The sequence below is a fragment of the Escherichia sp. MOD1-EC5990 genome (assembly GCF_002965285.1).
In the GTDB taxonomy this organism is placed as follows: Bacteria; Pseudomonadota; Gammaproteobacteria; order Enterobacterales; family Enterobacteriaceae; genus Escherichia; species Escherichia coli_F.
In genome coordinates this window covers 67,290-92,385 of record NZ_PTRV01000019.1, presented here as the reverse complement: position 1 = coordinate 92,385, position 25,096 = coordinate 67,290, and the positions used below count along the sequence as shown (strand labels likewise).

At 51.3% G+C, this 25,096-nt stretch carries 20 protein-coding genes and 2 pseudogenes; 5 read left to right on the top strand and 17 right to left on the bottom strand.

Annotated features, from left to right (window positions below; genetic code table 11):
* Window positions 1-121: 121 nt before the first annotated feature.
* Window positions 122-214 (bottom strand): annotated as a pseudogene (locus BEB42_RS26800) (hypothetical protein); the annotation flags it as partial.
* A 280-nt stretch (window positions 215-494) separates the two neighbouring features.
* On the opposite strand from BEB42_RS26800, the gene BEB42_RS19450 reads away from it, so the two are divergent.
* From BEB42_RS19450 to BEB42_RS19440, 3 genes are all read left to right on the top strand, one after another.
* Window positions 495-1,469, top strand: a complete 975-nt coding sequence (locus BEB42_RS19450; RefSeq protein WP_105267497.1) for a M28 family metallopeptidase — start codon at window positions 495-497, stop codon at window positions 1,467-1,469.
* Between the two features lie 99 nt (window positions 1,470-1,568).
* Window positions 1,569-2,072: a YfbM family protein gene (locus BEB42_RS19445; RefSeq protein WP_000525343.1), complete on the top strand. Its 504-nt coding sequence runs from the start codon at window positions 1,569-1,571 to the stop codon at window positions 2,070-2,072.
* A gap of 151 nt (window positions 2,073-2,223) precedes the next feature.
* Complete coding sequence (locus tag BEB42_RS19440) at window positions 2,224-2,799, top strand: hypothetical protein (protein WP_000768413.1); 576 nt, start codon at window positions 2,224-2,226, stop codon at window positions 2,797-2,799.
* Here the strand turns inward: BEB42_RS19440 and BEB42_RS19435 are convergent.
* From BEB42_RS19435 to lrhA, 15 genes are all read right to left on the bottom strand, one after another.
* Window positions 2,794-3,510, bottom strand: coding sequence for a hypothetical protein (locus BEB42_RS19435; protein ID WP_000455116.1), 717 nt, complete (start codon window positions 3,508-3,510; stop codon window positions 2,794-2,796). The genes BEB42_RS19440 and BEB42_RS19435 overlap by 6 nt on opposite strands.
* Window positions 3,511-3,652: 142 nt before the next feature.
* The gene (nuoN, locus tag BEB42_RS19430) at window positions 3,653-5,110 is read right to left on the bottom strand and encodes an NADH-quinone oxidoreductase subunit NuoN (RefSeq protein ID WP_000156701.1); all 1,458 of its coding nucleotides are present in this window, start codon (window positions 5,108-5,110) and stop codon (window positions 3,653-3,655) included.
* Window positions 5,111-5,116: 6 nt separating this feature from the next.
* On the bottom strand, window positions 5,117-6,646 hold the full coding sequence (gene nuoM, locus BEB42_RS19425) for an NADH-quinone oxidoreductase subunit M (RefSeq protein ID WP_000926437.1): 1,530 nt from the start codon (window positions 6,644-6,646) through the stop codon (window positions 5,117-5,119).
* Between the two features lie 230 nt (window positions 6,647-6,876).
* Entirely contained in the window at window positions 6,877-8,718 is a 1,842-nt protein-coding gene (nuoL, locus tag BEB42_RS19420) for an NADH-quinone oxidoreductase subunit L (protein ID WP_001056608.1), read from the bottom strand.
* On the bottom strand, window positions 8,715-9,017 hold the full coding sequence (gene nuoK, locus BEB42_RS19415; protein WP_000612644.1) for an NADH-quinone oxidoreductase subunit NuoK: 303 nt from the start codon (window positions 9,015-9,017) through the stop codon (window positions 8,715-8,717). The genes nuoL and nuoK overlap by 4 nt, the downstream gene beginning before the upstream one ends.
* Window positions 9,014-9,568, bottom strand: a complete 555-nt coding sequence (gene nuoJ / locus BEB42_RS19410) for an NADH-quinone oxidoreductase subunit J (RefSeq protein ID WP_000393511.1) — start codon at window positions 9,566-9,568, stop codon at window positions 9,014-9,016. Before nuoJ ends, nuoK begins: the two co-directional genes overlap by 4 nt.
* An 11-nt stretch (window positions 9,569-9,579) precedes the next feature.
* Complete coding sequence (nuoI, locus tag BEB42_RS19405) at window positions 9,580-10,122, bottom strand: NADH-quinone oxidoreductase subunit NuoI (protein WP_000172749.1); 543 nt, start codon at window positions 10,120-10,122, stop codon at window positions 9,580-9,582.
* 14 nt (window positions 10,123-10,136) lie between these two features.
* Window positions 10,137-11,114: an NADH-quinone oxidoreductase subunit NuoH gene (gene nuoH, locus BEB42_RS19400; protein WP_000118503.1), complete on the bottom strand. Its 978-nt coding sequence runs from the start codon at window positions 11,112-11,114 to the stop codon at window positions 10,137-10,139.
* Window positions 11,111-13,837 carry an NADH-quinone oxidoreductase subunit NuoG gene (gene nuoG / locus BEB42_RS19395; RefSeq protein ID WP_001353068.1) on the bottom strand — a complete coding sequence of 909 codons (2,727 nt, stop codon included), beginning with the start codon at window positions 13,835-13,837 and terminating at the stop codon, window positions 11,111-11,113. The genes nuoH and nuoG overlap by 4 nt, the downstream gene beginning before the upstream one ends.
* Window positions 13,838-13,889: 52 nt before the next feature.
* Window positions 13,890-15,227, bottom strand: coding sequence for an NADH-quinone oxidoreductase subunit NuoF (gene nuoF / locus BEB42_RS19390; RefSeq protein ID WP_000789502.1), 1,338 nt, complete (start codon window positions 15,225-15,227; stop codon window positions 13,890-13,892).
* Complete coding sequence (gene nuoE / locus BEB42_RS19385) at window positions 15,224-15,724, bottom strand: NADH-quinone oxidoreductase subunit NuoE (protein ID WP_000545042.1); 501 nt, start codon at window positions 15,722-15,724, stop codon at window positions 15,224-15,226. The genes nuoF and nuoE overlap by 4 nt, the downstream gene beginning before the upstream one ends.
* 2 nt (window positions 15,725-15,726) lie before the next feature.
* Complete coding sequence (gene nuoC, locus BEB42_RS19380) at window positions 15,727-17,529, bottom strand: NADH-quinone oxidoreductase subunit C/D (protein WP_000247878.1); 1,803 nt, start codon at window positions 17,527-17,529, stop codon at window positions 15,727-15,729.
* Window positions 17,530-17,622: 93 nt separating this feature from the next.
* Window positions 17,623-18,285, bottom strand: a complete 663-nt coding sequence (gene nuoB / locus BEB42_RS19375; RefSeq protein WP_000386733.1) for an NADH-quinone oxidoreductase subunit NuoB — start codon at window positions 18,283-18,285, stop codon at window positions 17,623-17,625.
* Between the two features lie 15 nt (window positions 18,286-18,300).
* On the bottom strand, window positions 18,301-18,744 hold the full coding sequence (gene nuoA, locus BEB42_RS19370; RefSeq protein WP_000062997.1) for an NADH-quinone oxidoreductase subunit NuoA: 444 nt from the start codon (window positions 18,742-18,744) through the stop codon (window positions 18,301-18,303).
* A gap of 629 nt (window positions 18,745-19,373) precedes the next feature.
* Window positions 19,374-20,312 (bottom strand): transcriptional regulator LrhA, encoded by a 939-nt coding sequence (gene lrhA, locus BEB42_RS19365; protein WP_000622290.1) that lies wholly within the window; start codon window positions 20,310-20,312, stop codon window positions 19,374-19,376.
* 919 nt (window positions 20,313-21,231) lie between these two features.
* On the opposite strand from lrhA, the gene alaA reads away from it, so the two are divergent.
* Complete coding sequence (gene alaA, locus BEB42_RS19355; protein WP_000074523.1) at window positions 21,232-22,449, top strand: alanine transaminase AlaA; 1,218 nt, start codon at window positions 21,232-21,234, stop codon at window positions 22,447-22,449.
* 83 nt (window positions 22,450-22,532) lie between these two features.
* A pseudogene (yfbR, locus tag BEB42_RS19350) lies at window positions 22,533-23,132 on the top strand (5'-deoxynucleotidase).
* A 58-nt stretch (window positions 23,133-23,190) separates the two neighbouring features.
* Here yfbR and BEB42_RS19345 read toward each other — a convergent pair.
* Window positions 23,191-25,023, bottom strand: coding sequence for an SLC13 family permease (locus BEB42_RS19345; RefSeq protein WP_001012899.1), 1,833 nt, complete (start codon window positions 25,021-25,023; stop codon window positions 23,191-23,193).
* Window positions 25,024-25,096: the final 73 nt, after the last annotated feature.

Below are 25,096 nucleotides of genomic sequence, written 5' to 3'. Positions count from 1 at the left end.
AGCTGATAGAAACAGAAGCCACTGGAGCACCTCAAAAACACCATCATACACTAAATCAGTAAGTTGGCAGCATCACCCAGAAAATAAGCTGGCTGTCCGGGAATTATTTGCTAAAAAGTCATCACTGACTGATGTCAGTCACGCCATCTGCCAGTTCAATCAGACGAAAAAATTCCGCACTGTAACCCTGTAAATCTTCATCTTTTGCCTGCGGAGATTTCCAGCGTATAGCGGCACATGTTTTCTGAACCGTTGATGTAGTGGGTTGTTTTCGCTGACATTTTTATCCTCATACTCCTGCCCGCCCCTGTCAAACTCAAGCTGCCAATAAGTAACATAATTATATTTTTATTTCTCATATGAATTCTTTATTAAAAATTCCGCCCCCACTTTAAAATATACTTATTGTAGATCACTACCAACACTAATAAAATAACCGTTTACAACTCATTATAAATAATGATGAAATGACACCTCTTATTGATAAATTACATATGAAAATAACAATACCCCTCTGTTTTATATCGTTAATTCTGTCACTTCCTTTTGTTATTTTGTATCAACCTTGGGTTAAGGTATTACCGCCAACGCCCCGACACGCAAGTCCTGAGCAATTAGAAAAAACAGTTCGTTATCTTACACAAACTGTGCATCCCCGTAGTGCCGACAATATTGATAATCTGAAAAGGTCCGCAGAGTATATAAAAGAGGTCTTTATCAGTAGCGGTGCCAGAGTTACCGCGCAGGACGTCCCCATTACGGGAGGTCCCTACAAAAACATTGTTGCTGATTATGGTCCTGCCGATGGACCGCTGATTATTATTGGTGCGCACTATGACTCTGTCAGCAGTTATGAAAACGATCAATTGACTTATACGCCGGGCGCGGATGATAACGCCAGCGGCGTGGCAGGATTACTCGAACTGGCACGTTTGTTACAGCAGCAAGCACCGAAAACTGGCGTGCAGCTGGTCGCCTATGCGTCGGAAGAACCGCCCTTCTTTCGTAGCGATGAAATGGGGAGCGCGGTACATGCAGCTTCGCTTGAGCGTCCAGTTAGATTAATGATAGCGCTGGAGATGATTGGCTATTACGACTCTGCGCCTGGTAGTCAGGATTACCCTTACCCGGCAATGTCCTGGCTTTATCCCGATCGGGGAGACTTTATTGCCGTGGTCAGCAGAATGCAGGATATCAACGCCGTTCGTCAGCTAAAAGCGGCATTGTTGTCATCTCAGGATTTATCTGTTTATTCTATGAATGCCCCAGGGTTTATTCCCGGCATTGATTTCTCTGACCACCTTAATTATTGGCAACACGATATTCCCGCCGTAATGATTACCGACACCGCTTTTTATCGTAATAAACAATACCACTTGCCCGGTGATACCGCAGACAGATTGAATTATCAGAAAATGGCTCAGGTCGTGGATGGCGTTATCACCTTGTTATACAACAGTAAACAATAAAATTTTCTCGAGGCGGGTCCAGAAAAAGCAACATGCGCATTTTATTTTCCCTCATCTGTTTTAAGATGCGAAACATGAAATTCAACGGAGGAAAAATAAATGGGAATGATTGGCTATTTTGCGGAAATCGACTCAGAAAAGATTAACCAACTGCTTGAGTCAGCTGAAAAACCTTTAATGGACAATATTCATGACACGCTTTCAGGATTACGCCGACTGGATATTGATAAACGCTGGGATTTTTTACATTTTGGCCTGACAGGCACCTCTGCGTTCGATCCAGCGAAGAATGATCCGTTGAGTCGTGCCGTGCTTGGTGAACACAGCCTCGAAGATGGCATAGATGGTTTCCTGGGGTTGACCTGGAATCAGGAGTTAGCTGCGACAATCGACCGCCTGGAAGCTCTTGACCGAAATGTGCTGCGTAAACAGTTTTCCATTCAGCGACTCAATGAAATGGAGATTTATCCGGGAGTAACCTTTTCAGAAGAGTTAGAGGGGCAACTCTTTGCATCCATCATGCTTGATATGGAAAAACTAATTAGCGCTTATCGGCGTATACTGCGACAGGGGAATCATGCGCTGACGGTTATTGTTGGGTGATTCAGCTGGTAGCACAATGGAAAGTGGATGTCTGGAAGTTTAAATGAAGCATTCGTATTAAAAGCTGGATATAATGCAAAAATATTTTATCCAGCTTACGAATGATTTAGCTTCGTTTCAACCTGTAGTATAAGGCTTTAAGGTTATTGTAATGAAATTGAAAAAAGCATTGGACTACACATTTCTGGTTAACAAATTAAAAGCTCAAGGAATTATATTCTATGCAGGTTTGAGTGAGACCGAGATTACTGCCATTGAGCAAACTTTTAGTTTCCGCTTTCCACTCGATTGTAAAGCATTTTTGCATAATGCTTTGCCAACGACTGAAGGTTTTATTCACTGGCGGCAAACTCTACACTCTGGAAAAATGGAACGCGAGGTGAAACAGACATTAAAAATTCCTTTAGATGGTATATTATACGATGTTATGAAAAACAATTTTTGGCTTGATATATGGGGAGAAAAACTACTTAATTTAGATTCACGTAAAGATCATTTTGATAAAATCTCAAACCAATGCCCAGTTTTGATTCTTTTATATAAGCATCGATATATGTCTACATCTTCGTATACTGGTGGTAATCCCGTGTATTCAATATATAACAGCGATATCATCTGTGCTGGCAACGATCTGTCATCCTGGATAAAAACGGAATTCAACCTGTCATTACCTGGAAATTATCAGGCAGATAAAAAGCCTGTTCAATTTTGGGATAATTTTTTATAAATCGTGTCCGTTGTGGCGACGTGGGAAAATCTCAATATTATCCTTTACAAATTGCAGTAATATAGCGTCGGCTTCACTATCCAGTTGTTCACAGTGCTTCATAAATTTTTTAAATTTATCATCTTTAATGATGTTATTATGGTCTTTGCCTTGTACTCTTAACTCATCATAACGATTTCTCGCCACAACAATAACTTCAGCCATTTCATCTAAGCCTACTACCTGTAATTGTTGGGGGACATTTTCTATCTCATAATATAACGCACTATCCAGCCCTTCCCATCCCCAATAGTTACGCCATTCACATACCAGCATAAAGGCTTGTAATTGTGGAGGTAGCGACTGGAATGCCTTAAAACCAAACCAGAATTGGCATGTCAGATTCCATTCATATGCTATTGCTAATTCTATGTTACTTAAAGCATCTCCGGTATCCTTATTTTTACGCAAAATCAATTCCGTCAGTGTATAGCGCTGTTCATCAATACGCCGTAGAGCTTCTGCAATATCATAGTTTGTCTCCAGCAGAACAGTCTCTGCTTCCTGATGACTGACGTCTGCTTTTGCCGTCAATATATTGATTTGATCAATATGAAACAACTTAATGGCTTCATCAACATCACCACCCGTCTTCTCTAACAAACGCCTGGCAGCCTGGATACCGACAGGTACGTTCTCCCGAAGTGTGCGAATCTCACTTAACCATTCCATTGGTTTTCCTTGTGTATTGTATTAGGAAGTGAATCATTATACTTCGACGCAGATATAGATTTATATGTTCTTTTTATTAGCAACAATTAACACCATAAAAAAACCGCCGAAATCGGCGGTTTTTTTACATCAACACTCAACCTTACATCAGCGGCATTGCTAACCGAACAATGCTAATCAGCGGTTGCGGCCATACACCCAGCACCAGTACCAACAGTGCAGAGATCAGCACCACGATACCACCCGCGCTGTACTGCCAGTTTGACGGTGCGTCGCGACCCGGTTGCTCTGGGGCGTGCAGGTATAAGCTCACCGCTACGCGCAGGTAGTAGTAGAGGCCAATTGCCGAACCGACAACCACGGCACCCACCAGCCACCACAAGTGTGCCTGGACACCGACCGCCAGCACGTAGAACTTACCGATAAAGCCCAGCGTCATTGGGATACCCGCCAGAGACAGCATCATCACCGTCATCACTGCCGCGAGGATCGGACGATGCCAGAACAGACCGCGGTAAGAGAACAGGGAATCAGCATCCGGGCCACGGTACGGGCTGGACATCAGGCTGACTACGCCAAATGCGCCGAGGCTGCTGAACAGATAACCGGCCAGGTAAACCCCTACCGCTTCCATCGACATCTCGCCGGTTTGCAGCGCAATCAGCGCCACCAGCAGATAGCCGAGGTGAGAGATAGACGAGTAGCCGAGCAGACGTTTAATGTTGGTCTGGCTCAGTGCCATCAGGTTACCGAAGATGATAGAGGCAAAGGCGATAATCGCCAGCACCACGCGAATCGCTTCGCTGTCACCCACTGGTGCGTAAAGGAACAGACGCATCACCACGCCGAAGATAGCGATTTTGCTCGCCGTCGCCAGGAAGGTAGAAACTGGCGCAGGCGCGCCCTGGTATACGTCTGGCGTCCACAGGTGGAACGGCACCAGAGAGAGCTTGAAGCCGAGGCCGACAATCATCAGGCCAAAACCTGCCAGTAACAGCGGCTCGTTGAGCATGCCGTCGCCGAGGTTTTTACCCAGTGCAACAAATGACAGGTCGCCAGACTGCGCGTACACCAGTGCCATACCAAACAGCAGGAAAGAAGATGCTGCAGCAGAAAGGATGGTGTATTTGATACTGGCTTCCAGCGAACGTTTCTGGCGGAAAGCGTAACCGACCAGGCCAAACAGCGGCAGAGAGATCAGTTCAATACCGAGGAACAGAGACGCCAGGTGATTGGCATTCGCCAGCAGGATCCCGCCCAGCGCGGCAATTAACACCAACAGGTAGAACTCATCCTTGTTGTCGTTATAGCCTTCAAGCCACGGGTAGGCGAAAGTACAGGTGGCGAGGCTCGCCAACAATACAAGCCCAGTGTAAAGCATGGCGAAACCATCAACGCGCATCAGCGGCGTAACGTCCATAGCGCCCGCCTGGCCGACAAACCAGAGCGAAACCAGCGCCGCGTTAAGCCCAATAACCGAGAGCGTAGCGTTGAGGAAATGATTGCGTCGCCACGCAATGGAGAGCATCACAACCACCACCGTCAAGCCGACGATCAGCAACGGTAGCAGTGCGATCAGGTTTTGTGGAGTTATTGTCATGGCGATTTACGGCCTTGTAGTAGTAACGGAATTAACAAACCACTGCTGGATATTGCCAATCGCGGAGTGCGAGGTATCCAGAATCGGCTGCGGATAGAAGCCCAGCAGTACCAGCAGCACCACCAGCAACAGGATCATAAACAGCTCACGCAGCGACATCCCTGGCAGTTCCTGGCTGGCAATCTGGCTTTTCGCTTTACCGAAGTAAGCGCGATGAAGCATCGCCAGCGAATAAACAGATGCAAAGACCAGCCCAAAGGTAGAGATAACGGTAATCACCGGGACAACCTGGAAGCTGCCGAACAGAATCATAAATTCGCCGACGAAGTTACCGGTGCCCGGCATCCCAAGCGTTGCCACCGCAAAGAACAGTGACAGTGCTGGCAGCCATTTCATCTTGCTCCACAGACCGCCCATCATGCGCATATCGCGGGTGTGGATACGCTCATAGAGCTGACCGCAGAGAATAAACAGACCCGCCGCCGACAAGCCGTGAGCAATCATCTGAATGACCGCGCCCTGGTAGGCCAACTGGCTGCCGGTGTAGATAGCAATCAGCACGAAGCCCATGTGGGAAACCGAGGTGTAGGCGATCAGACGTTTGATATCGGTCTGGGCGAAGGCCATCCACGCACCGTAGAAGATGCCGATAACACCCAACCACATGGCGATTGGCGCGAACTCTGCCGACGCGTTCGGAAACAGTGGCAGAGAGAAACGCAGCAAACCGTAAGCGGCGGTTTTCAGCAAGATCCCCGCGAGGTCAACGGAACCGGCAGTCGGTGCCTGAGAGTGCGCATCCGGCAGCCAGCCATGCAGCGGAACCACCGGCATTTTCACTGCGAAGGCGATGAAGAAGCCCAGCATCAGCAGGTATTCCACGCCGTTAGACATCGGCGTATTCAGCAGCTCTTCATAATTGAAGGTCCAGACGCCGGTCGCATTGTAGTGAACAAAAACCAGCGCCAGGATAGCAATCAACATCACCAGACCACTCGCCTGGGTGTAAATGAAGAACTTGGTTGCCGCCGTGATACGCGTTTTACCGTCAGAAGCTTTATGCCCCCACAGTGCGATCAGGAAGTACATCGGCACCAGCATCATTTCCCAGAAGAAGAAGAACAGGAACATGTCGATGGCAAGGAACACGCCGATAACGCCGCCCAGGATCCACATCAGGTTGAGGTGGAAGAAGCCCTGATATTTTTCGATCTCTTTCCACGAACAAAGTACCGCCAGCACGCCGAGCAGACCGGTCAGAACGACCATCAGCAGCGACAGACCATCAATGGCGAGATGAATAGAGATACCAAAACGCGGGATCCACGGCATGTCGAATTCAGACTGCCACTGCGGAATTCCGGCAGATTGCGTCAGTGAATAACCGCCCTGCAACCACAGTTGCAGCGACAGCGCCAGCGTCAATCCCATGGTGATCAGCGCGATCCAGCGTGGCACCTTGACGCCAAAGCGTTCGGTCTGCCAGCACAAGAAGCCGCCGATAAAGGGGATTAGTATTAACCAGGGTAATAACATAGCTAAGTATGTCCCTTATATTTACTCCTGCTCAGGCTATCTCACTTGCCAGCCCGAATCCCGGCAGTGCTCGCAATCCTCACGTACTTAAGTACGCTCCGGTTGCTGTGCGCTGGCGGTATCCGGTCTGACTTCGCCGATGACGCCTGTACTTCAGGAACAGTTACCTAAAATTTATTCTTAGTTCACAGACCCGGCGCAACGCCGGGTATATTCACTCAGCCAACAACTCAACGCAGTACCATCAACAGTGCCAGCACCACGACCGCACCGATGCTCATGGATGCCACATACCAGCGCAGATAACCGTTCTCGCTTAACAGCAGACCTTTACCTGCAAAGCGGGAAAGGACAGCCGGGATGTTCATCATTGAGTTCAGCGGATCGCGTTTCAGTAACCAGGCAATACCCAGGAATGGCTTAACGAACACTTTGTCGTACAGCCAGTCAAAGCCCCAGGCGTTGTACCACCAGGTACCCAGCAGACGGCCCGGCGCACTGTTGGCGATGGAGGTCACCAGAGTACGTTTACCCAGCCACAGCCAGGCTGCCAGCAGAATGCCGACCACCGCGACCACGCCTGAGGTAATTTCCAGGGTCAACATGCTGCCGTGCGCCAGTTCCGTAGTTTGCGGAAGCACGCCCTGCAGCGGCGGTACAATCAGTGCGCCAACGAAGGTGGAAAGGATCAGCAACACAATCAGCGGCAGGCTGTGAGTAATCCCTTTCACGGCGTGAGCGTGAATTTGTTCTTTCCCATGGAAGACGATGAAAATCATACGGAAGGTGTAGAGCGAGGTCATAAACGCACCGACCAGACCTGCCACCATCAGATTGATATGACCATTCGCCATCGCACCGGCGAGGATCTCATCCTTACTGAAGAAGCCCGCAGTAACCAGCGGAAGTGCCGACAGTGCTGCACCACCCACCAGGAAGCAGAGATAAACCAGCGGAATAGATTTACGCAGACCGCCCATCTTGAAGATGTTCTGTTCGTGATGGCAGGCCAGAATGACGGAACCGGATGCCAGGAACAGCAGCGCTTTAAAGAACGCGTGGGTCATCAAGTGGAAAATCGCCGCATCCCATGCCTGTACGCCAAGCGCAAGGAACATGTAGCCAATCTGGCTCATGGTGGAGTAAGCGAGAACACGTTTGATGTCGGTCTGTACCAGCGCGGCAAAACCGGCCAGCAGCAACGTCACTGCCCCGACAATACCCACCAGATGCAGAACTTCTGGCGTCATCAGGAACAGGCCGTGGGTACGGGCGATCAGGTAGACACCCGCGGTTACCATCGTTGCGGCGTGGATCAGCGCGGAGACAGGCGTCGGGCCCGCCATCGCGTCGGCAAGCCATGTCTGCAACGGTAGCTGCGCAGATTTACCAACCGCACCGCCCAGCAGCATCAGCGTCGCCCACATCAGCATGTTATTGCCGTCAGCAAAGTGCGCGGGTGCCAGTTCCACCATTTCACGGAAGTTCAGGGTGCCCAGTTCGTTGTAGAGAATGAACAGCGCGAAAGCGAGGAACACGTCACCCACACGGGTCACGACAAACGCTTTCATTGCCGCTGCGCCATTCTTCGGATCGGTGTAATAGAAACCGATCAACAGATAGGAGCACAGGCCAACGCCTTCCCAGCCGAGGTACATCAGCAGCAGGTTGTCGGCAAGAACCAGAACCACCATGCTGGCGATGAACAGGTTGGTGTAGGCGAAGAAGCGAGAGTAGCCCTCTTCACCACGCATGTACCAGGAGGCGTACATGTGAATAAGGAAACCGACACCGGTGACCACCGAGAGCATGGTCAGCGACAGGCCGTCCAGCACCAGATTGAAACCGATATTAAAGTCGCCTACCGACATCCACGTCCACAGCGGCTGGCTGTATGCCTGCTCGCCGTTAGCGAAAAAATCGACGCCAATAAAGGCGGTTACCAGCGCCGCCAGGCCCACAGAGCCTACGCCCACGATCGCTGAGACGTTTTCAGACCAGCGCCCACGGGAGAACGCCAGCAAGACGAAGCCAATCAATGGCAAAATAATGGTTAAGGCAAGCATGTTCATCCGCGCATCTCACTTACTGAATCGATGTTCAGGTTCTGGCGACGACGGTGAAGTTGCAGCAGCAGCGCAAGGCCGATACTCGCTTCCGCCGCCGCGAGGCTGATGGCGAGAATGTACATCACCTGACCGTCGGTCTGGCCCCAGTAGCTTCCGGCGACCACAAAGGCCAGCGCAGAGGCGTTAATCATGATTTCCAGACCAATCAGCATAAAAAGCAGATTGCGACGGATAACCAGACCGGTTAAGCCAAGAACGAATAAGATTGCCGCGAGGATCAGTCCATGTTGTAAGGGGATCATGCGTGCTCCTCCGTTTTTCTTTTCGCGCTGTCGTCTTTACGATTGCTCAGCACTTCACCCGCACGCTCTTCACGACCGACGTGGAAGGCCACAACCAGACCAGCCAGCAGCAGCATAGAAGCCAGTTCCACCGCCAGTACGTAAGGCCCGAACAGCGTAATACCCACTGCTTTAGCACTGATTGGCGTACCGTCGATACCCTGATCGTTAACACCGAGAATGGCGTAAACAATCACCACCAGCATGATGGCTGACAAAATTGCCGGACCAATCCACACCTGCGGTTTCAGCCACTGGCGTTCCTGTTCGATTTCCGAACCGCCCAGGTTGAGCATCATCACCACGAACACGAACAGCACCATAATGGCACCCGCGTAGACGATAATTTCCAGCGCACCGGCGAAGTAAGCGCCCAGTGAGAAGAACACCCCGGAAATCGCCAGCAGCGAAATAATCAGGTACAGCAATGCATGTACCGGATTGGTATGGGTGATCACTCGCAAGGTCGCAAGTATGGCTATCAGGCCACAGATATAAAAAGCGAACTCCATTGCCCCTCTCCTTACGGTAACAGGCTCTTGACGTCGATAGGCTTGGCTTCGTTCTCTGCTTCGCCCTTATCTTTGCCGTCGATTGCCATACCTGCCATCCGGTAGAAGTTATATTCCGGGTATTTGCCCGGACCGGAGATCAGCAGATCCTCTTTCTCATAAACCAGATCCTGGCGCTTGTATTCCCCCATTTCGAAATCCGGGGTTAACTGAATCGCCGTCGTCGGACAGGCTTCTTCGCACAGACCACAGAAAATGCAGCGTGAGAAGTTGATGCGGAAAAATTCCGGATACCAGCGACCGTCTTTGGTTTCTGCTTTTTGCAGCGAGATACAGCCGACCGGGCAGGCGACCGCGCAGAGGTTACAGGCTACGCAACGCTCTTCGCCGTCCGGGTCGCGGGTCAGAACGATGCGACCACGATAACGGGGCGGCAGATAGACCGGCTCTTCCGGGTACATTCGCGTTTCGCGTTTGGCGAACGCGTGCAGGCCGATCATCCAGATACTACGAACCTGGGTGCCGAAACCTACTAACAATTCTTTTAAGGTCATGGTCTTAGTGCCCCTTATTGCGCCTGCCAGAGAATGACAGCCGCCGTTACCAGCAAGTTGATCAGCGTCAGCGGCAGGCAGATTTTCCAGCCGAAGGACATTACCTGGTCATAACGCGGACGCGGTAACGACGCACGAATCAAAATGAACATCATCATAAAGAACGCGGTTTTCAGCGCGAACCAGATGAATGGCGGTAAGAACGGGCCTTGCCAGCCACCGAAGAACAGCGTCACCATCAATGCGGAGATGGTCACAATCCCGATGTATTCGCCCACGAAGAACAGACCGAACTTCATGCCGGAATATTCAATGTGGTAACCATCCGCCAGTTCCTGCTCGGCTTCCGGCTGGTCAAACGGGTGACGGTGACACACCGCCACGCCCGCGATGGCAAAGGTAATAAAACCAAAGAATTGCGGGATGACGTTCCACACGTGCGCCTGGCTGTTAACGATGTCGGTCATGTTGAATGAACCGGCCTGCGCCACCACGCCCATCAGGGAAAGCCCGAGGAACACTTCGTAGCTCAGGGTCTGCGCAGAAGCACGCATCGCACCCAGCAGCGAGTATTTGTTGTTACTTGACCAGCCCGCAAACAGCACCGCGTAAACCGCCAGACCTGCCATCATCAGGAAGAACAAAATCCCGATGTTCAGGTCGGCAACTACCCAACCCGGACTGACTGGCACAATCGCAAAGGCCAGCAGCAGCGAGGTAAAGGCAATCATCGGTGCCAGGGTAAAGATGACGCGATCCGAGAATTTCGGGATCCAGTCTTCTTTAAAGAACATTTTGATCATGTCCGCGACCAGCTGGAGCGAACCGCCCCAGCCAACACGGTTAGGTCCGTAACGGTTCTGGAACAGACCCAGCAGACGACGTTCGCCAAAGCTCATGAATGCCCCGCAGGTGACAACCACCAGCAGGATCACCACCGCTTTGAGGATGGTCAGCAGGATCTCAATCAGTTCCGGTGATATCCAACTCATTGTTGTGCCTCCTTGAGATCCTCAAGATGCGCGCCAGCCAGCACCGGAGCAATACCGGACATGCCCATCGGCAAGCCCACCTGCCCTGCCGTCAGTCCTTCGGCGATTTCAACCGGCAGCGTGACCGTGTTGCCATCGTAACTAAAGGAGACGCGTGTACCCGCGTTCACTCCCAACTTCGCGGCATCCGCTGGGTTGAGTTTGATGTACGGTTGCGGCATACGGCTCTGGAAGACCGGAGCACGCTGTGACAATTCATCGCTGCCAAACAGGTGGTAGTACGGCGCGATACGCCATTTCCCTTCCTGCGGCTGGAAGCGTGCCGGTACGCTGGTGAAGTAATCCAGACCGTTTTCGCTGGTTTCAAACAGACGCACGCCCGGATCGCCAAAGCGCAGTTTACCGCCCACTTCGTCCTGGAATTTGTTCCACGCCTGCGGGGAGTTCCAGCCCGGCGCCCAGGCAAACGGCACTTGCGAACGGTGCGCGGTCGGCTGGTTGTTACCCTCCATCGAGAAGGTGAACATGGTGTCAATATCCTGAGGCTGACGCGGCTCATGAACGCTGATGTTGGCGCGCATGGCGGTACGACCACTGTAACGGTGCGGCTCACGGGCCAGTTTCTGCCCACGAATACGGAATGTCGCATCCGGCGCAGCATCTTTGATACCTGCCAGTTCCGGGATTTTCGCCACAACAGCGTCAATCACATGGTCGAGCTGCGTCCAGTCCACTTCACGGCTCAGCAGGGTGCTGTGCAGCGAGTGCAGCCAGCGCCAGCTTTCCAGCATCACAGTTTTGCTGTCGTAATAAGCCGGATCGTAAACCTGGAAGAAACGTTGGGCGCGGCCTTCGTTGTTGATCACCGTACCGTCGCTTTCAGCAAAGCTGGCGGCGGAAAGCACCAGATGGGCGTTTTCCATGATCGCCGTACGTTGATGGTCAACCACCATCACCAGCGGCGCTTTCGCCAGCGCAGCATTCACGCGGGTAGCGGAAGCGTGACGATGCAGATCGTTCTCCAGCACCACCACCGCGTCGGCGCGTCCTGTTTCCAGTTCGGTCAACGCTTCTTCAAGCGAACCGCCGCCCATAATGCCCAACCCCATGCTGTTGACAGAGCGGGCAATCATGGTGATACCGACGTCAGCGCCGCGACCTTTCAGGGCTTTCGCGACGTTAGCCGCAGCCTGAATCACTTCAGCGCTACCAGCGTTCGTCCCGGAGATAATTAACGGTTTCTTCGCACCAGCCAGTGCCTGCACGATGACGTCGATTTTGCTTTGCAGTTCAGGCTCGATACCGTCAACCGCTGGTGCAGAGTTATCCAGCGCATGGGCGATGGCAAAACCTAAACGCGCCTGATCTTCAACCGGTGCGCGGTAAGTCCACGCCGCGATATCATCCAGACGGGTATCATCAACGTTGGTAACAAACAGCGGATGCTTCGCACGTTGACCGATGTTGAGGATTGCCGCAATCTGCCAGTCAGCCACTTTCTGTGCTGCTGCCATTTCGCGCGCTTTACCTTTCACCGCCTGACGCACTGCCAGCGCGACGCGCGCGCCGGTCTGGGTAACGTCTTCGCCCAGCACCAGTACCGCATCGTAAGATTCGATTTCGCGCAGAGCCGGAGTATAAATGCCGCCTTCACGCAGTACTTTCAGCGCCAGTTGCAGACGTTCCTGCTCACCGTGAGCGATACCGGTGTAGAAGTTTTCTTCACCCACCAGCTCACGTAGCGCAAAGTTGCTTTCCACGCTGGCACGCGGAGAACCGATGCCGATGACTTTCTTCGACTGACGCAGAATATCTGCTGCGCCCTGCATTGCCTGTTCGGCGTTGAGGGTAATGAAATCATCGCCACGACGCTGTACTGGCTGACGCGGACGGTCTTTCAGGTTGACGTAGCCATAACCGAAACGACCACGGTCGCAGAGGAAGTAGTGGTTTACCGTACCGTTGTAACGGTTTTCGATACGACGCAGTTCGCCATAACGCTCGCCAGGGCTGATGTTACAGCCGATGGAACATTGCTGGCAGATGCTCGGCGCAAACTGCATATCCCATTTACGGTTATAACGCTCGGAGTGCGTTTTGTCGGTGAATACGCCGGTCGGGCAAATTTCGACCAGGTTACCGGAGAATTCGCTTTCAAGGGTGCCGTCTTCCGGGCGACCGAAGTAGACGTTGTCATGTGCACCGTAAACGCCCAGATCTGTACCGTCAGCGTAATCTTTGTAGTAACGCACGCAGCGGTAGCAGGCGATGCAGCGGTTCATTTCGTGAGAGATGAACGGCCCCAGATCCTGATTGCGGTGGGTACGTTTGGTGAAACGGTAGCGACGGAAGCTGTGTCCGGTCATCACGGTCATATCCTGAAGATGGCAGTTACCGCCCTCTTCACATACCGGACAATCGTGCGGGTGGTTGGTCATCAACCACTCGACCACGCTTTCACGGAACTGTTTCGCTTCTTCGTCGTCAATGGAAATAAAGGTGCCATCGGAAGCCGGTGTCATACAGGACATAACCAGGCGACCACGCGTGTCTTCCGCGTTTTGGTATTGCTTCACCGCACACTGGCGGCAAGCACCGACGCTTCCCAGCGCCGGATGCCAGCAAAAGTAAGGAATATCAAGGCCCAAAGACAGACAAGCTTCCAGCAGGTTGTCCGCTCCGTTAACCTCGTATTCTTTGCCGTCTACATGAATTGTAGCCATTAGCATGCTTCCAGTTTTCTCAGTCAGAGACTGAGCGTTAATCGAAATTCGGTTACCAGCGCTCTTTCAGCAGGTTCGGCTGAATCCCATTAATCAAATGGGTATTGCTGAACGGCTGTTTGATTCCCGCCTCAAATTCTTCGCGGAAATATTTGATGGCGCTCTGTAACGGCTCCACTGCACCAGGTGCGTGGGCACAGAAAGTTTTACCCGGACCCAAGAATCGACACAGTTGCTCTAGTGTTTCGATATCGCCCGGCTGACCTTCGCCACGCTCCAGCGCGCGCAGAATTTTCACGCTCCACGGCAGACCATCACGGCACGGCGTACACCAGCCGCAGGACTCACGGGCGAAAAACTCTTCCAGGTTTCGTACCAGCGACACCATGTTGATCTCGTGATCAACCGCCATCGCCAGCGCCGTACCCAGACGGCTGCCCGCTTTACCGATACTTTCGAATTCCATCGGCAGATCAAGGTGCGCTTCGGTCAGGAAGTCGGTGCCCGCGCCGCCTGGCTGCCAGGCTTTGAATTTCAGGCCGTCACGCATACCACCGGCGTAATCTTCGAGGATCTCGCGTGCGGTGGTGCCAAACGGCAGTTCCCACAGACCCGGATTTTTCACCCGACCGGAGAAGCCCATCAGCTTGGTGCCAGCATCTTTGCTTTTCGAGATGTTCTGATACCACTCCACGCCGTTAGCGAGGATCGCCGGAACGTTACACAGGGTTTCGACGTTGTTGACACAGGTCGGTTTGCCCCAAACGCCAGAGGTTGCCGGGAAGGGGGGCTTCGAGCGTGGGTTAGCGCGACGCCCTTCCAGGGAGTTGATTAACGCTGTTTCTTCCCCGCAGATGTAGCGCCCTGCCCCGGTATGGACGAACAGTTCGAAATCGAAACCTGTTCCCATAATGTTTTTGCCGAGCAGCCCTGCTTCGGTAGCTTCGGCAATGGCACGGCGCAGATTCACTGCCGCCTCGATATATTCGCCACGCAAGAAGATGTAGCCACGGTAAGCTTTCAGCGCAAATGCGGAGATGAGCATACCTTCCACCAGCAGGTGCGGTAGTTGCTCCATCAGCAGGCGGTCTTTATAAGTGCCCGGCTCCATTTCATCGGCGTTACACAGCAGGTAACGGATGTTCATGGATTCGTCTTTCGGCATCAGGCTCCATTTCAGGCCAGTCGAGAAGCCCGCACCGCCGCGCCCTTTCAGGCCAGCGTCTTTAACCTGATTGACGATCTCGTCCGGAGACAGCCCGGTCAGCGCCTTACGCGCTCCTTCATAACCGTTTTTGCTGCGATATTCGTCCAGCCACACTGGCTGTTTGTCATCACGCAGACGCCAGGTCAGCGGATGCGTTTCGGGAGTACGGATAATGTTTTTCATTTATACCGCTCCAGCAGTTCAGGAATCGCTTCCGGGGTCAGATGCGCGTGAGTGTCCTCATCGATCATCATGTTTGGCCCTTTGTCGCAGTTCCCCAGGCAGCAAGTTGGCAGCAGCGTAAAGCGACCGTCAAACGTCGTTTGCCCTGGTTTGATGTTCAGTTTTTTCTCCAGCGCCGCCTGAATGCCCTGGTAACCGTTAATGTGACAGACCACGCTGTCGCAATAACGGATCACATGGCGACCAACCGGCTGGCGGAAGATCTGGCTGTAGAAAGTAGCCACGCCTTCGACATCACTTGCGGGAATACCCAGAACGTCAGCGATCGCGTGGATCGCGCCGTCTGGCACCCATCCACGCTGTTTCTGAACGATTTTCAGCGCTTCAATGGACGCCGCACGCGGGTCTTCGTAGTGGTGCATCTCGTGCTCAATCGCTTCACGCTCAGCCGCACTCAGCTCAAAAGCCTCGGTTTGTGGTTGTTGATTCTCGTGCATAATTAGCGGTCCACATCTGACATAACAAAATCGATACTGCCCAGATAAACAATCAGGTCAGACACCAGGCTGCCGCGGATCGCCGCCGGAATTTGCTGCAAATGCGCATAACTCGGCGTACGGATACGGGTGCGATAACTCATGGTGCTGCCGTCGCTGGTCAGGTAGTAACTGTTGATCCCTTTGGTCGCCTCAATCATCTGGAAAGATTCATTGGCAGGCATCACCGGCCCCCACGACACTTGCAGGAAGTGGGTGATCAGGGTTTCGATATGTTGCAACGTGCGCTCTTTCGGCGGCGGCGTGGTCAGCGGGTGATCCGCTTTGAACGGGCCTTCCGGCATGTTGTTGAGGCACTGCTCAAGAATGCGCAGACTCTGACGCAATTCTTCCACTTTCAGCATTACGCGGGTGTAGCAGTCAGAAACACCACCACCAACCGGGATTTCAAAATCGAAGTTTTCATAGCCAGAATAAGGGCGCGCCTTACGCACATCGAAGTCGATCCCGGTAGCACGCAGGCCCGCGCCAGTGGTGCCCCACTCCAGCGCCTCTTTCGCGCCGTAGGCGGCTACGCCCTGGGAACGGCCTTTCAGAATCGTGTTTTGCAGCGCCGCTTTCTCATAAGACGCCAGACGTTTCGGCATCCAGTCGAGGAACTCACGCAGCAGGCGATCCCAGCCGCGCGGCAGGTCGTGCGCTACGCCGCCAATACGGAACCACGCCGGGTGCATACGGAAACCAGTGATTGCTTCCACCAGATCGTAAATTTTCTGACGATCGGTAAAGGCGAAGAACACTGGCGTCATCGCGCCGACGTCCTGAATAAAGGTCGAGATATACAGCAGGTGGCTGTTGATGCGGAACAGCTCAGAAAGCATTACGCGAATGACGTTAACGCGATCCGGTACGGTGATCCCGGCCAGTTTCTCTACCGCCAGTACATACGGCATCTCGTTAACACAGCCGCCGAGATATTCAATACGGTCGGTATACGGAATGTAGCTGTGCCATGACTGGCGCTCGCCCATTTTCTCCGCACCACGATGGTGGTAACCGATGTCTGGTACGCAGTCGACAATCTCTTCGCCATCGAGTTGCAAAACGATACGGAAAGCACCGTGCGCCGACGGGTGGTTCGGACCGAGGTTGAGGAACATGAAGTCTTCATTTTCGGTGCCACGCTTCATCCCCCACTCTTCCGGTTTGAAGGTCAGGGCTTCCATCTCCAGATCCTGTTTGGCTTTGGTCAGCTCAAACGGCGAGAATTCGGTAGCGCGCGCCGGGTAATCTTTACGCAGCGGGTGACCTTTCCAGGTTTGCGGCATCATGATGCGGCGCAAATTGGGGTGACCGTCGAAAGTAATGCCAAACAGATCCCAGGTTTCACGCTCATACCAGTTAGCGTTCGGGAACAGCTTGGTGAAGGTCGGTACGTGCAGGTCGTTTTCTGCCAGCGCCACCTTCAGCATGATGTCGCGGTTACGATCAATAGAAATCAGATGGTAGAAAACGGAAAAATCCGCGGCAGGTAACCCTTCGCGGTGTGTGCGCAGACGTTCGTCCATGCCGTGTAAGTCAAACAGCATGACGTAAGGTTTCGGCAGTTTCTTTAAGAAATCACCCACTTCCAGTAATTGTTCACGCTTGATCCACACAACGGGAACCCCGGTGCGAGTCGCCTGAACAGTAAAGGCATCCGGCCCAAAACGGTTGCGCAGTTCGCCAATCACCGGATCATCAAGATGATCGCGGGTCTGCCAGGCGGGTTCTTGCGCGGTTAAGTCGGTCATATTGTTCACCATTGCAAATGGTCCGTGGTGACTGTCGGCGCAGTAAGCTTCGCGAAATAGATTTAGGAATAAGCGAAGAAAAATCCCTTTGCCGACAGGCGCAAATTAAATCTCGTCAGGTGTACGCAGGTTGGTAACGGCAATGCGTTCACCGCGCTTGCGTTCGCGCTCTGATTGCATGTTGGCGCGATAAACGCCCTGATCGCCAACCACCCATGAGAGCGGACGACGTTCTTTGCCGATAGATTCCTGCAACAGCATCAATGCCTGCATGTACGCTTCAGGACGTGGCGGGCAGCCCGGGATATACACATCAACCGGAATGAATTTATCGACGCCCTGCACAACGGAATAAATATCGTACATACCGCCAGAGTTGGCACAGGCCCCCATTGAGATAACCCATTTTGGTTCCAGCATCTGGTCATACAGACGCTGAATAACCGGTGCCATTTTGGTAAAGCAGGTTCCTGCAACCACCATCAGGTCAGCCTGACGCGGCGAAGCACGCAATACTTCTGCGCCAAAACGTGCCACGTCATGCACCGCGGTAAACGAAGTCACCATCTCAACGTAACAGCAGGAAAGACCGAAGTTATACGGCCAAATTGAGTTTTTACGACCCCAGTTAACCATGTCATTGAGCTTGCCCATAAACACGTTTTTGTTAACTTCTTGCTCCAGAGGGTCGGTTACGATCTCCTGCTTTTGCAGGGGGTAACGGTCGTTCTCACCGTTGGGATCTATGCGGGTGAGCGTATAATCCATCTTAATGCCTCGCGGTTAGCGTTGACGATTAGCGATACTGTTCGTTTCCGGGTTCATACGCTCGCGGCGTGAACGCGCGGGCGTCCAGTCCAGCGCGCCAATACGCACCAGATAAACCAGACCTGCCAGTAACACAAAAATAAAAATTGCAGCTTCCACAAAGCCTACCCAGCCGCTTTCGCGGATAGAAGTTGACCATGCGAACAGATACAGCGCTTCAACGTCGAAGATAACGAAGAACATGGCCACCAGATAAAACTTGGCGGACAGGCGTAAGCGGGCGGAGCCGACCGAGTCGATACCGGATTCAAACGGAACGTTTTTCGACCTCGCGCGTGCGCGACCGCCTAAAAACCAACCGCCTACCAGCATCAGGCAACACAGGCCAATGGCAACGATAAGAAAGATAGCGAATGCCCAGTGATGAGCGATGACTTCAGTGGATGTTGACATACTCATTGCTTACTCATCAAAAGTAGCGCCAGATTCACTGCTCTTCACGGCAGATGGACGCCACATCGATTCATGGGGAGGAATAAAAAAAACCTTACAATCACTGTAGAAACTCTTTTATACAGCTAATTGATGTGGTCTTTTACTCCTTTCTATAACCTTTTGTCAACTTTAACAAAAGTTTCTTCACATTAGTTTACATAATATCAACACCATTAGCATTTAATGCCCTTTCACCCCAGATCCTTGACGACTCCAGGATAATTAGATGTTGTTGAATCGTGTCCGTTGTGAAGCAATGGAAAAAATACGGGTCTATTTTGACAGGAATTTGTGTCGATTCCTCCCCCCAAAAGAGAGTATTTTCTTGATCTGTGACACGCTTTTGTCATTCCATAACAAAAACGCAGCAACAAATTTACGTATTTTTTAACATCATTGTAGCAGGTGATTTTTTTCAGGCGATTATTTGTGCGTTCGGGACGTGAATCTCTGGTGATTGAAAAATGAACAGTTTTGTGCGTTCTGCACGATACGAGGAAGGCTTTTTACTAAAAAAAAGCCGCTGGGGTTTAAAACACCCCCAGCGGCTCGTTTTTACACTATTGTCTTAGAAATTATCTATGGTCCGTCGATTACTCGATATCCCTTTCAATTAACAACGAGTCATCGCCTTCCGGAGCAGACATTGGGCTGTATTGCCACGGATTATGGTAGCTCTCCATCGCCTGATAAATCACCTGAGCCAGCTCATTATTACTGGACGGGTCATAGCACAACAAATATTCGGTATCGGGTAGCGGCGGTAAGCCATCTACCCCACTCAGCACACGCAGATCAGGACTCATCATCTCGACCGGCCTTGCTGTCACACCAAGACCGGCTTTCACTGCCGCACGAACGGCCGGAAGCGTCGAGGCGACATAAGCCAGTCGCCATGGAATATCTGCTTTATTAAGCGTCGCCAGCACCATATCGCGAAACGGGCTAGGATCATCCAGCAATACAAGAGGGATCGGCTCGCCTTTTTGCAATACGTATTCCGCTGCGCAGTACCAGTGTGTTGGCGAGGTACGCAGGTTCAATGCCTTAAACGTTGAAGGACGATGGGTGGTTACCATCAAATCCACTTCCTGGGATTCCAGCATTTCTGCCATGTAGGCATTACGTTTAACGCGGACATCCAGCGCTAGTTTCGGATAAACCGAACTCACGCGATTTAACAGGAAAGGTAAGATCGTATCGGCAGATTCATCTGAAGCACCGATAGTTAACACGCCCTGAAGATTACTGAACATTAATGATGAGCAGGCCTCATCATTAAAACGCAGGATTTTCCTGGCGTAACCAAGAAGTTGAATGCCATGTTCAGTTAACAGTTTGTTGCGACCGTGACGAGCGAACAGTTCTTTCCCAACGAGTTGTTCCAGACGCTGCATTTGCTGACTTACGGCGGACTGAGTACGACACACAGCGGCAGCTGCGGCAGCAAAAGTGTTCAGATCGGCAACAGCAACAAATGTTCTCAGCAGATCGAGGTCGAGGTTAATTATCGGACGATTTGCACTTATCATATATTATCACTTACTGGCGGCTCGTACTGAGCTGGTTAATGCTGTGCACACACAAACAAGCAATTCCATTTGTAATGTGCCTCCCTGGCAGTTTCATCCGGAACCCGGACGAAAGTAAAAATGCATATGAGTTGCACTAAAAAAGCGACTCACATTGTTCCGTTATAATGCCTGAAGTAGATCACAGAATATATCTTCAGGAATCGCATATCTATTAAGTTACTCACTCTTTTGTATTTATGACATGCGCGTGTTTGTATAAATGTAAATGTGAGTCCTTGTTCCACTCTCGTGCAGCATCGCTGGTCATACGCGAACACGTACAAACAGCAATGGTGAGGCGGCATCAAGAGCAGGGATCCGTCATTTATGCGAGCATTTTACCCCAAAAACCTTTTATTTATAAGGGTCATTGCGAATTATCTGATGCAAAGTTATGTTATGTTAGGCAAAGTAATCTTCTATTATTAATAAGCACAACAAAACCTTTTTGAATATTAAATAATAATTAATTAGCATCATCCTCATTCATTAATCCCGCTTAACAATAGTTTCACACCTTGCACCCATTACGACACCTCGGAAATCATCACGCTGTTAAACTCTCCGTAATGCGGAAATATCATCATCACGATTCATTAGTGAATTCTTAAACGAGGCATTTTCAAACAATTATCTTACAGATAAAAAAACCACACTCACAATTAAGAATCAGAACAATTCACTACATAACATTAATTACTAAGCATATACACCTCATTATTTTGCCATTATTAAGTTATTAACAGCACAATCGAGTCTTCCCCTCTTGCAAAATCTTATTCTGCAGACCTTCAAAACGCCGTCCTGGGGGAGTACATTGTTCTAAGCTGACTTCCACGGCAGGGAGTGGCGATAACAGCAAAAAAGGTCAAGATTCATGTCCCCCATTGAAAAATCCAGCAAATTAGAGAATGTCTGTTACGACATCCGTGGTCCGGTGCTGAAAGAAGCAAAACGCCTGGAAGAAGAAGGTAACAAGGTACTGAAACTGAACATCGGCAACCCTGCCCCGTTCGGTTTTGACGCGCCAGATGAAATCCTCGTTGACGTGATTCGCAACCTGCCTACCGCTCAAGGGTATTGCGATTCCAAAGGGCTTTACTCCGCGCGTAAAGCCATCATGCAGCACTACCAGGCTCGTGGCATGCGTGATGTTACCGTGGAAGATATTTACATCGGCAATGGTGTATCGGAGCTTATCGTTCAGGCAATGCAGGCATTGCTGAACAGCGGGGACGAAATGTTGGTTCCTGCACCTGATTACCCACTATGGACCGCAGCGGTTTCGCTCTCCAGCGGTAAAGCGGTGCATTATCTTTGCGATGAATCCTCTGACTGGTTCCCGGACCTTGATGATATTCGCGCTAAAATTACGCCTCGTACGCGTGGGATCGTTATTATCAACCCAAATAACCCAACCGGCGCGGTATATTCCAAAGAGCTTTTAATGGAGATAGTGGAGATTGCGCGTCAGCATAATCTCATTATCTTCGCCGATGAAATTTACGACAAAATTCTCTATGACGACGCCGAGCATCACTCAATTGCCGCGATGGCACCAGACCTGCTAACCATAACCTTTAACGGACTGTCGAAAACGTACCGCGTTGCGGGCTTCCGTCAGGGTTGGATGGTGCTGAACGGGCCGAAAAAACACGCTAAAGGTTACATCGAAGGTCTGGAAATGCTGGCTTCGATGCGCCTGTGTGCTAACGTTCCTGCGCAACACGCCATTCAAACCGCGCTGGGCGGTTATCAGAGCATCAGTGAATTTATTACACCCGGCGGGCGTCTTTATGAACAGCGTAACCGTGCGTGGGAATTGATCAACGATATTCCGGGCGTTTCCTGCGTGAAACCGCGCGGTGCGCTGTACATGTTCCCGAAAATCGACGCTAAACGCTTTAACATTCACGACGACCAGAAAATGGTGCTGGATTTCCTGTTGCAGGAAAAAGTCCTGCTGGTTCAAGGGACAGCATTCAACTGGCCGTGGCCGGATCACTTCCGCATTGTCACGCTACCACGTGTTGATGATATCGAGCTGTCTTTGAGTAAGTTCGCGCGTTTCCTTTCTGGTTATCATCAGCTGTAATCTTAATTTCACTGCCGGAGATTGCATCCGGCAGTGTTATCCCGCCACAATGACCTGATGATGTCATCATACGTAAGGTCACTATGAAACAGAGCCATTTTTTTGCCCATCTCTCCCGCCTGAAACTCATTAACCGCTGGCCACTAATGCGCAACGTGCGGACGGAAAATGTGTCCGAACACAGTTTGCAGGTAGCGATGGTCGCCCATGCGCTGGCAGCTATCAAAAATCGTAAATTTGGCGGTAATGTCAACGCCGAACGTATCGCTTTACTGGCGATGTACCACGATGTCTCAGAAGTTCTCACCGGCGATCTCCCTACTCCGGTGAAATACTTCAATTCGCAAATCGCTCAGGAATACAAGGCTATTGAAAAAATCGCTCAGCAAAAACTGGTCGATATGGTTCCGGAAGAGCTGAGGGATATCTTTGCGCCGTTAATTGACGAGCATGCATACAGCGATGAAGAGAAATCTCTGGTGAAACAGGCAGATGCACTGTGTGCATATCTGAAATGTCTGGAAGAACTCGCGGCGGGAAATAATGAATTCTTGCTGGCAAAAACGCGACTGGAAGCGACGCTTGAAGCGCGCCGCAGCTAGGAGATGGACTACTTCATGGAAGTCTTTGTTCCCAGCTTCCATCTTTCGCTCGATGAGATTAGCCAGGATTCACCGCTGTAAGCAGCCGGAGTCTGCGTCGCATCAGGCAATAAGCGCCGGATGCGACATCAGGCTCTTGTCAAAACGGAAACAGCATCGGGATCATCACCACACAAACCGCCATCACGATAATGGTGAACGGTACCCCCAACTTCACAAAGTCACTGAAGCTGTAATTTCCCGGGCCTAAAACCAGTGTGTTAACAGGTGAAGAAACCGGTGTCATAAAGGCGGCGGATGCTGCCATCGCCACGACCATCGCAAATGGATAAGGCGACACACCCATCGTTTTGGCAGCAGCCAGCGCAATCGGAGCCATCAACACCGCCGTCGCGGTATTTGAGATAAATAGCCCAATAACCGCCGACAAGACAAACAAACAACCCAGCATCATATGTGGCCCGTAACCGCCGCCAATGTCCATCAACCCTTTCACCGCCAGCGCGACACCTCCCGTTTTCTGTAATGCCACAGCAAACGGCATCATCCCAACGATCAAAATAATGCTCGGCCAGTGAATGGATTTATAGGCGCTTTCAGCATCGATACAACGGAATTTCCCCATCAGCAGGCAGGCGATGATAGCGGCAACAGGATTAGGGATTTCATCGGTAAGCATTAACGCTACCATCAACACCAGGCAAAAAATGGCATGAGGTGCCTGACTGTGTGCTGGCGATGCTTCACTCACTTCTTCTGGTAAGTTCAGCGCCACAAAGTCACGCCCCTGTTTTGCCAGCATACCAATCAGTTTCCAGTTACCCACAACCAGAATGATATCGCCCAGCAGCAGAGGCTCATCCGCCAGCGAACCTTCCAGCGCCACGCCATTGCGCTTTAGCCCCACCACATTCAGTCCGTAACGGGTACGAAAACCAATTTCGCGCACCGATTTGCCAATAAGTTCTGACTCAGGAATTAATGAAATCTCTGCCATGCCCACATCAAGGGCTTGATCAGAAAAATACTCGCCGCGCAGTACCATCGGCTCCAGCAATTGCTCACTACAGAATTGCCGGAGATCGACATCAGCCGCAGACATATCAATAAGTAAAACGTCACGCGCGCGAAATTCAGAAACCCCGTTAACATTCACGATAACGCGACGAAAACGACGCCAGCGTTCAACACCGATGACGTTAGCGCCATAACGCTCACGTAATTTGAGATCGTCCAGCCGTTGACCAATCATTGGCGAACCGGGGCGAATAGCCAGACGACGCGCACGCCCGGTCAGTCGATATTCACGGATAAGATCGCGAAAGGTTCGACGCGTCCAGCCTTCGCGCTGTGGGGTCTGGGTATCCCCTTTCAGCATGAAACGCATCACTAACATATACAAAATACCCAGCACCAGCACGACCAGGCCAATAGGTGTTACGCTAAAGAAACTAAAACCATGATAGCCTTCACGCAGCAATTCACTGTTGACTACCAGGTTCGGCGGCGTCGCCACCAGCGTCATCATGCCGCTTATCAGCCCGGCAAAACTTAACGGCATCATCAGGCGCGACGGCGACGTTTGCATACGCATGGCAACGCTTAACACCACGGGAATAAAGATAGCGACAACGCCGGTTGAACTCATAAACGCGCCAAGCCCCGCGACGGTCAGCATCAACAAAACCAACATTTTGATTTCACTGTTGCCTGCCACTTTGACCAGCCATGTCCCCATTACGGTGGCAACACCGGTACGGACCAAACCATCGCCAATAATGAACAAGGCGGCAATCAGGACAACGTTAGGATCGGAAAAGCCGGAAAATACTTCGGGGACCGTCAGCGTTCCGCTTAATGCAAACGCGACAATAACAAACAAAGCGACCGCATCCATACGCACTCTGCCCGTCGCAAACAAGACGATGGCAACGGCCAGTAATGAAAGAACCCAAATCAATTCACCGTTCACAACTTATCCTTGTTAATTGAGGGGGATGACTTGATTCTGCCATAAAAAAGCCCCGACGAGACGGGGCTAAATC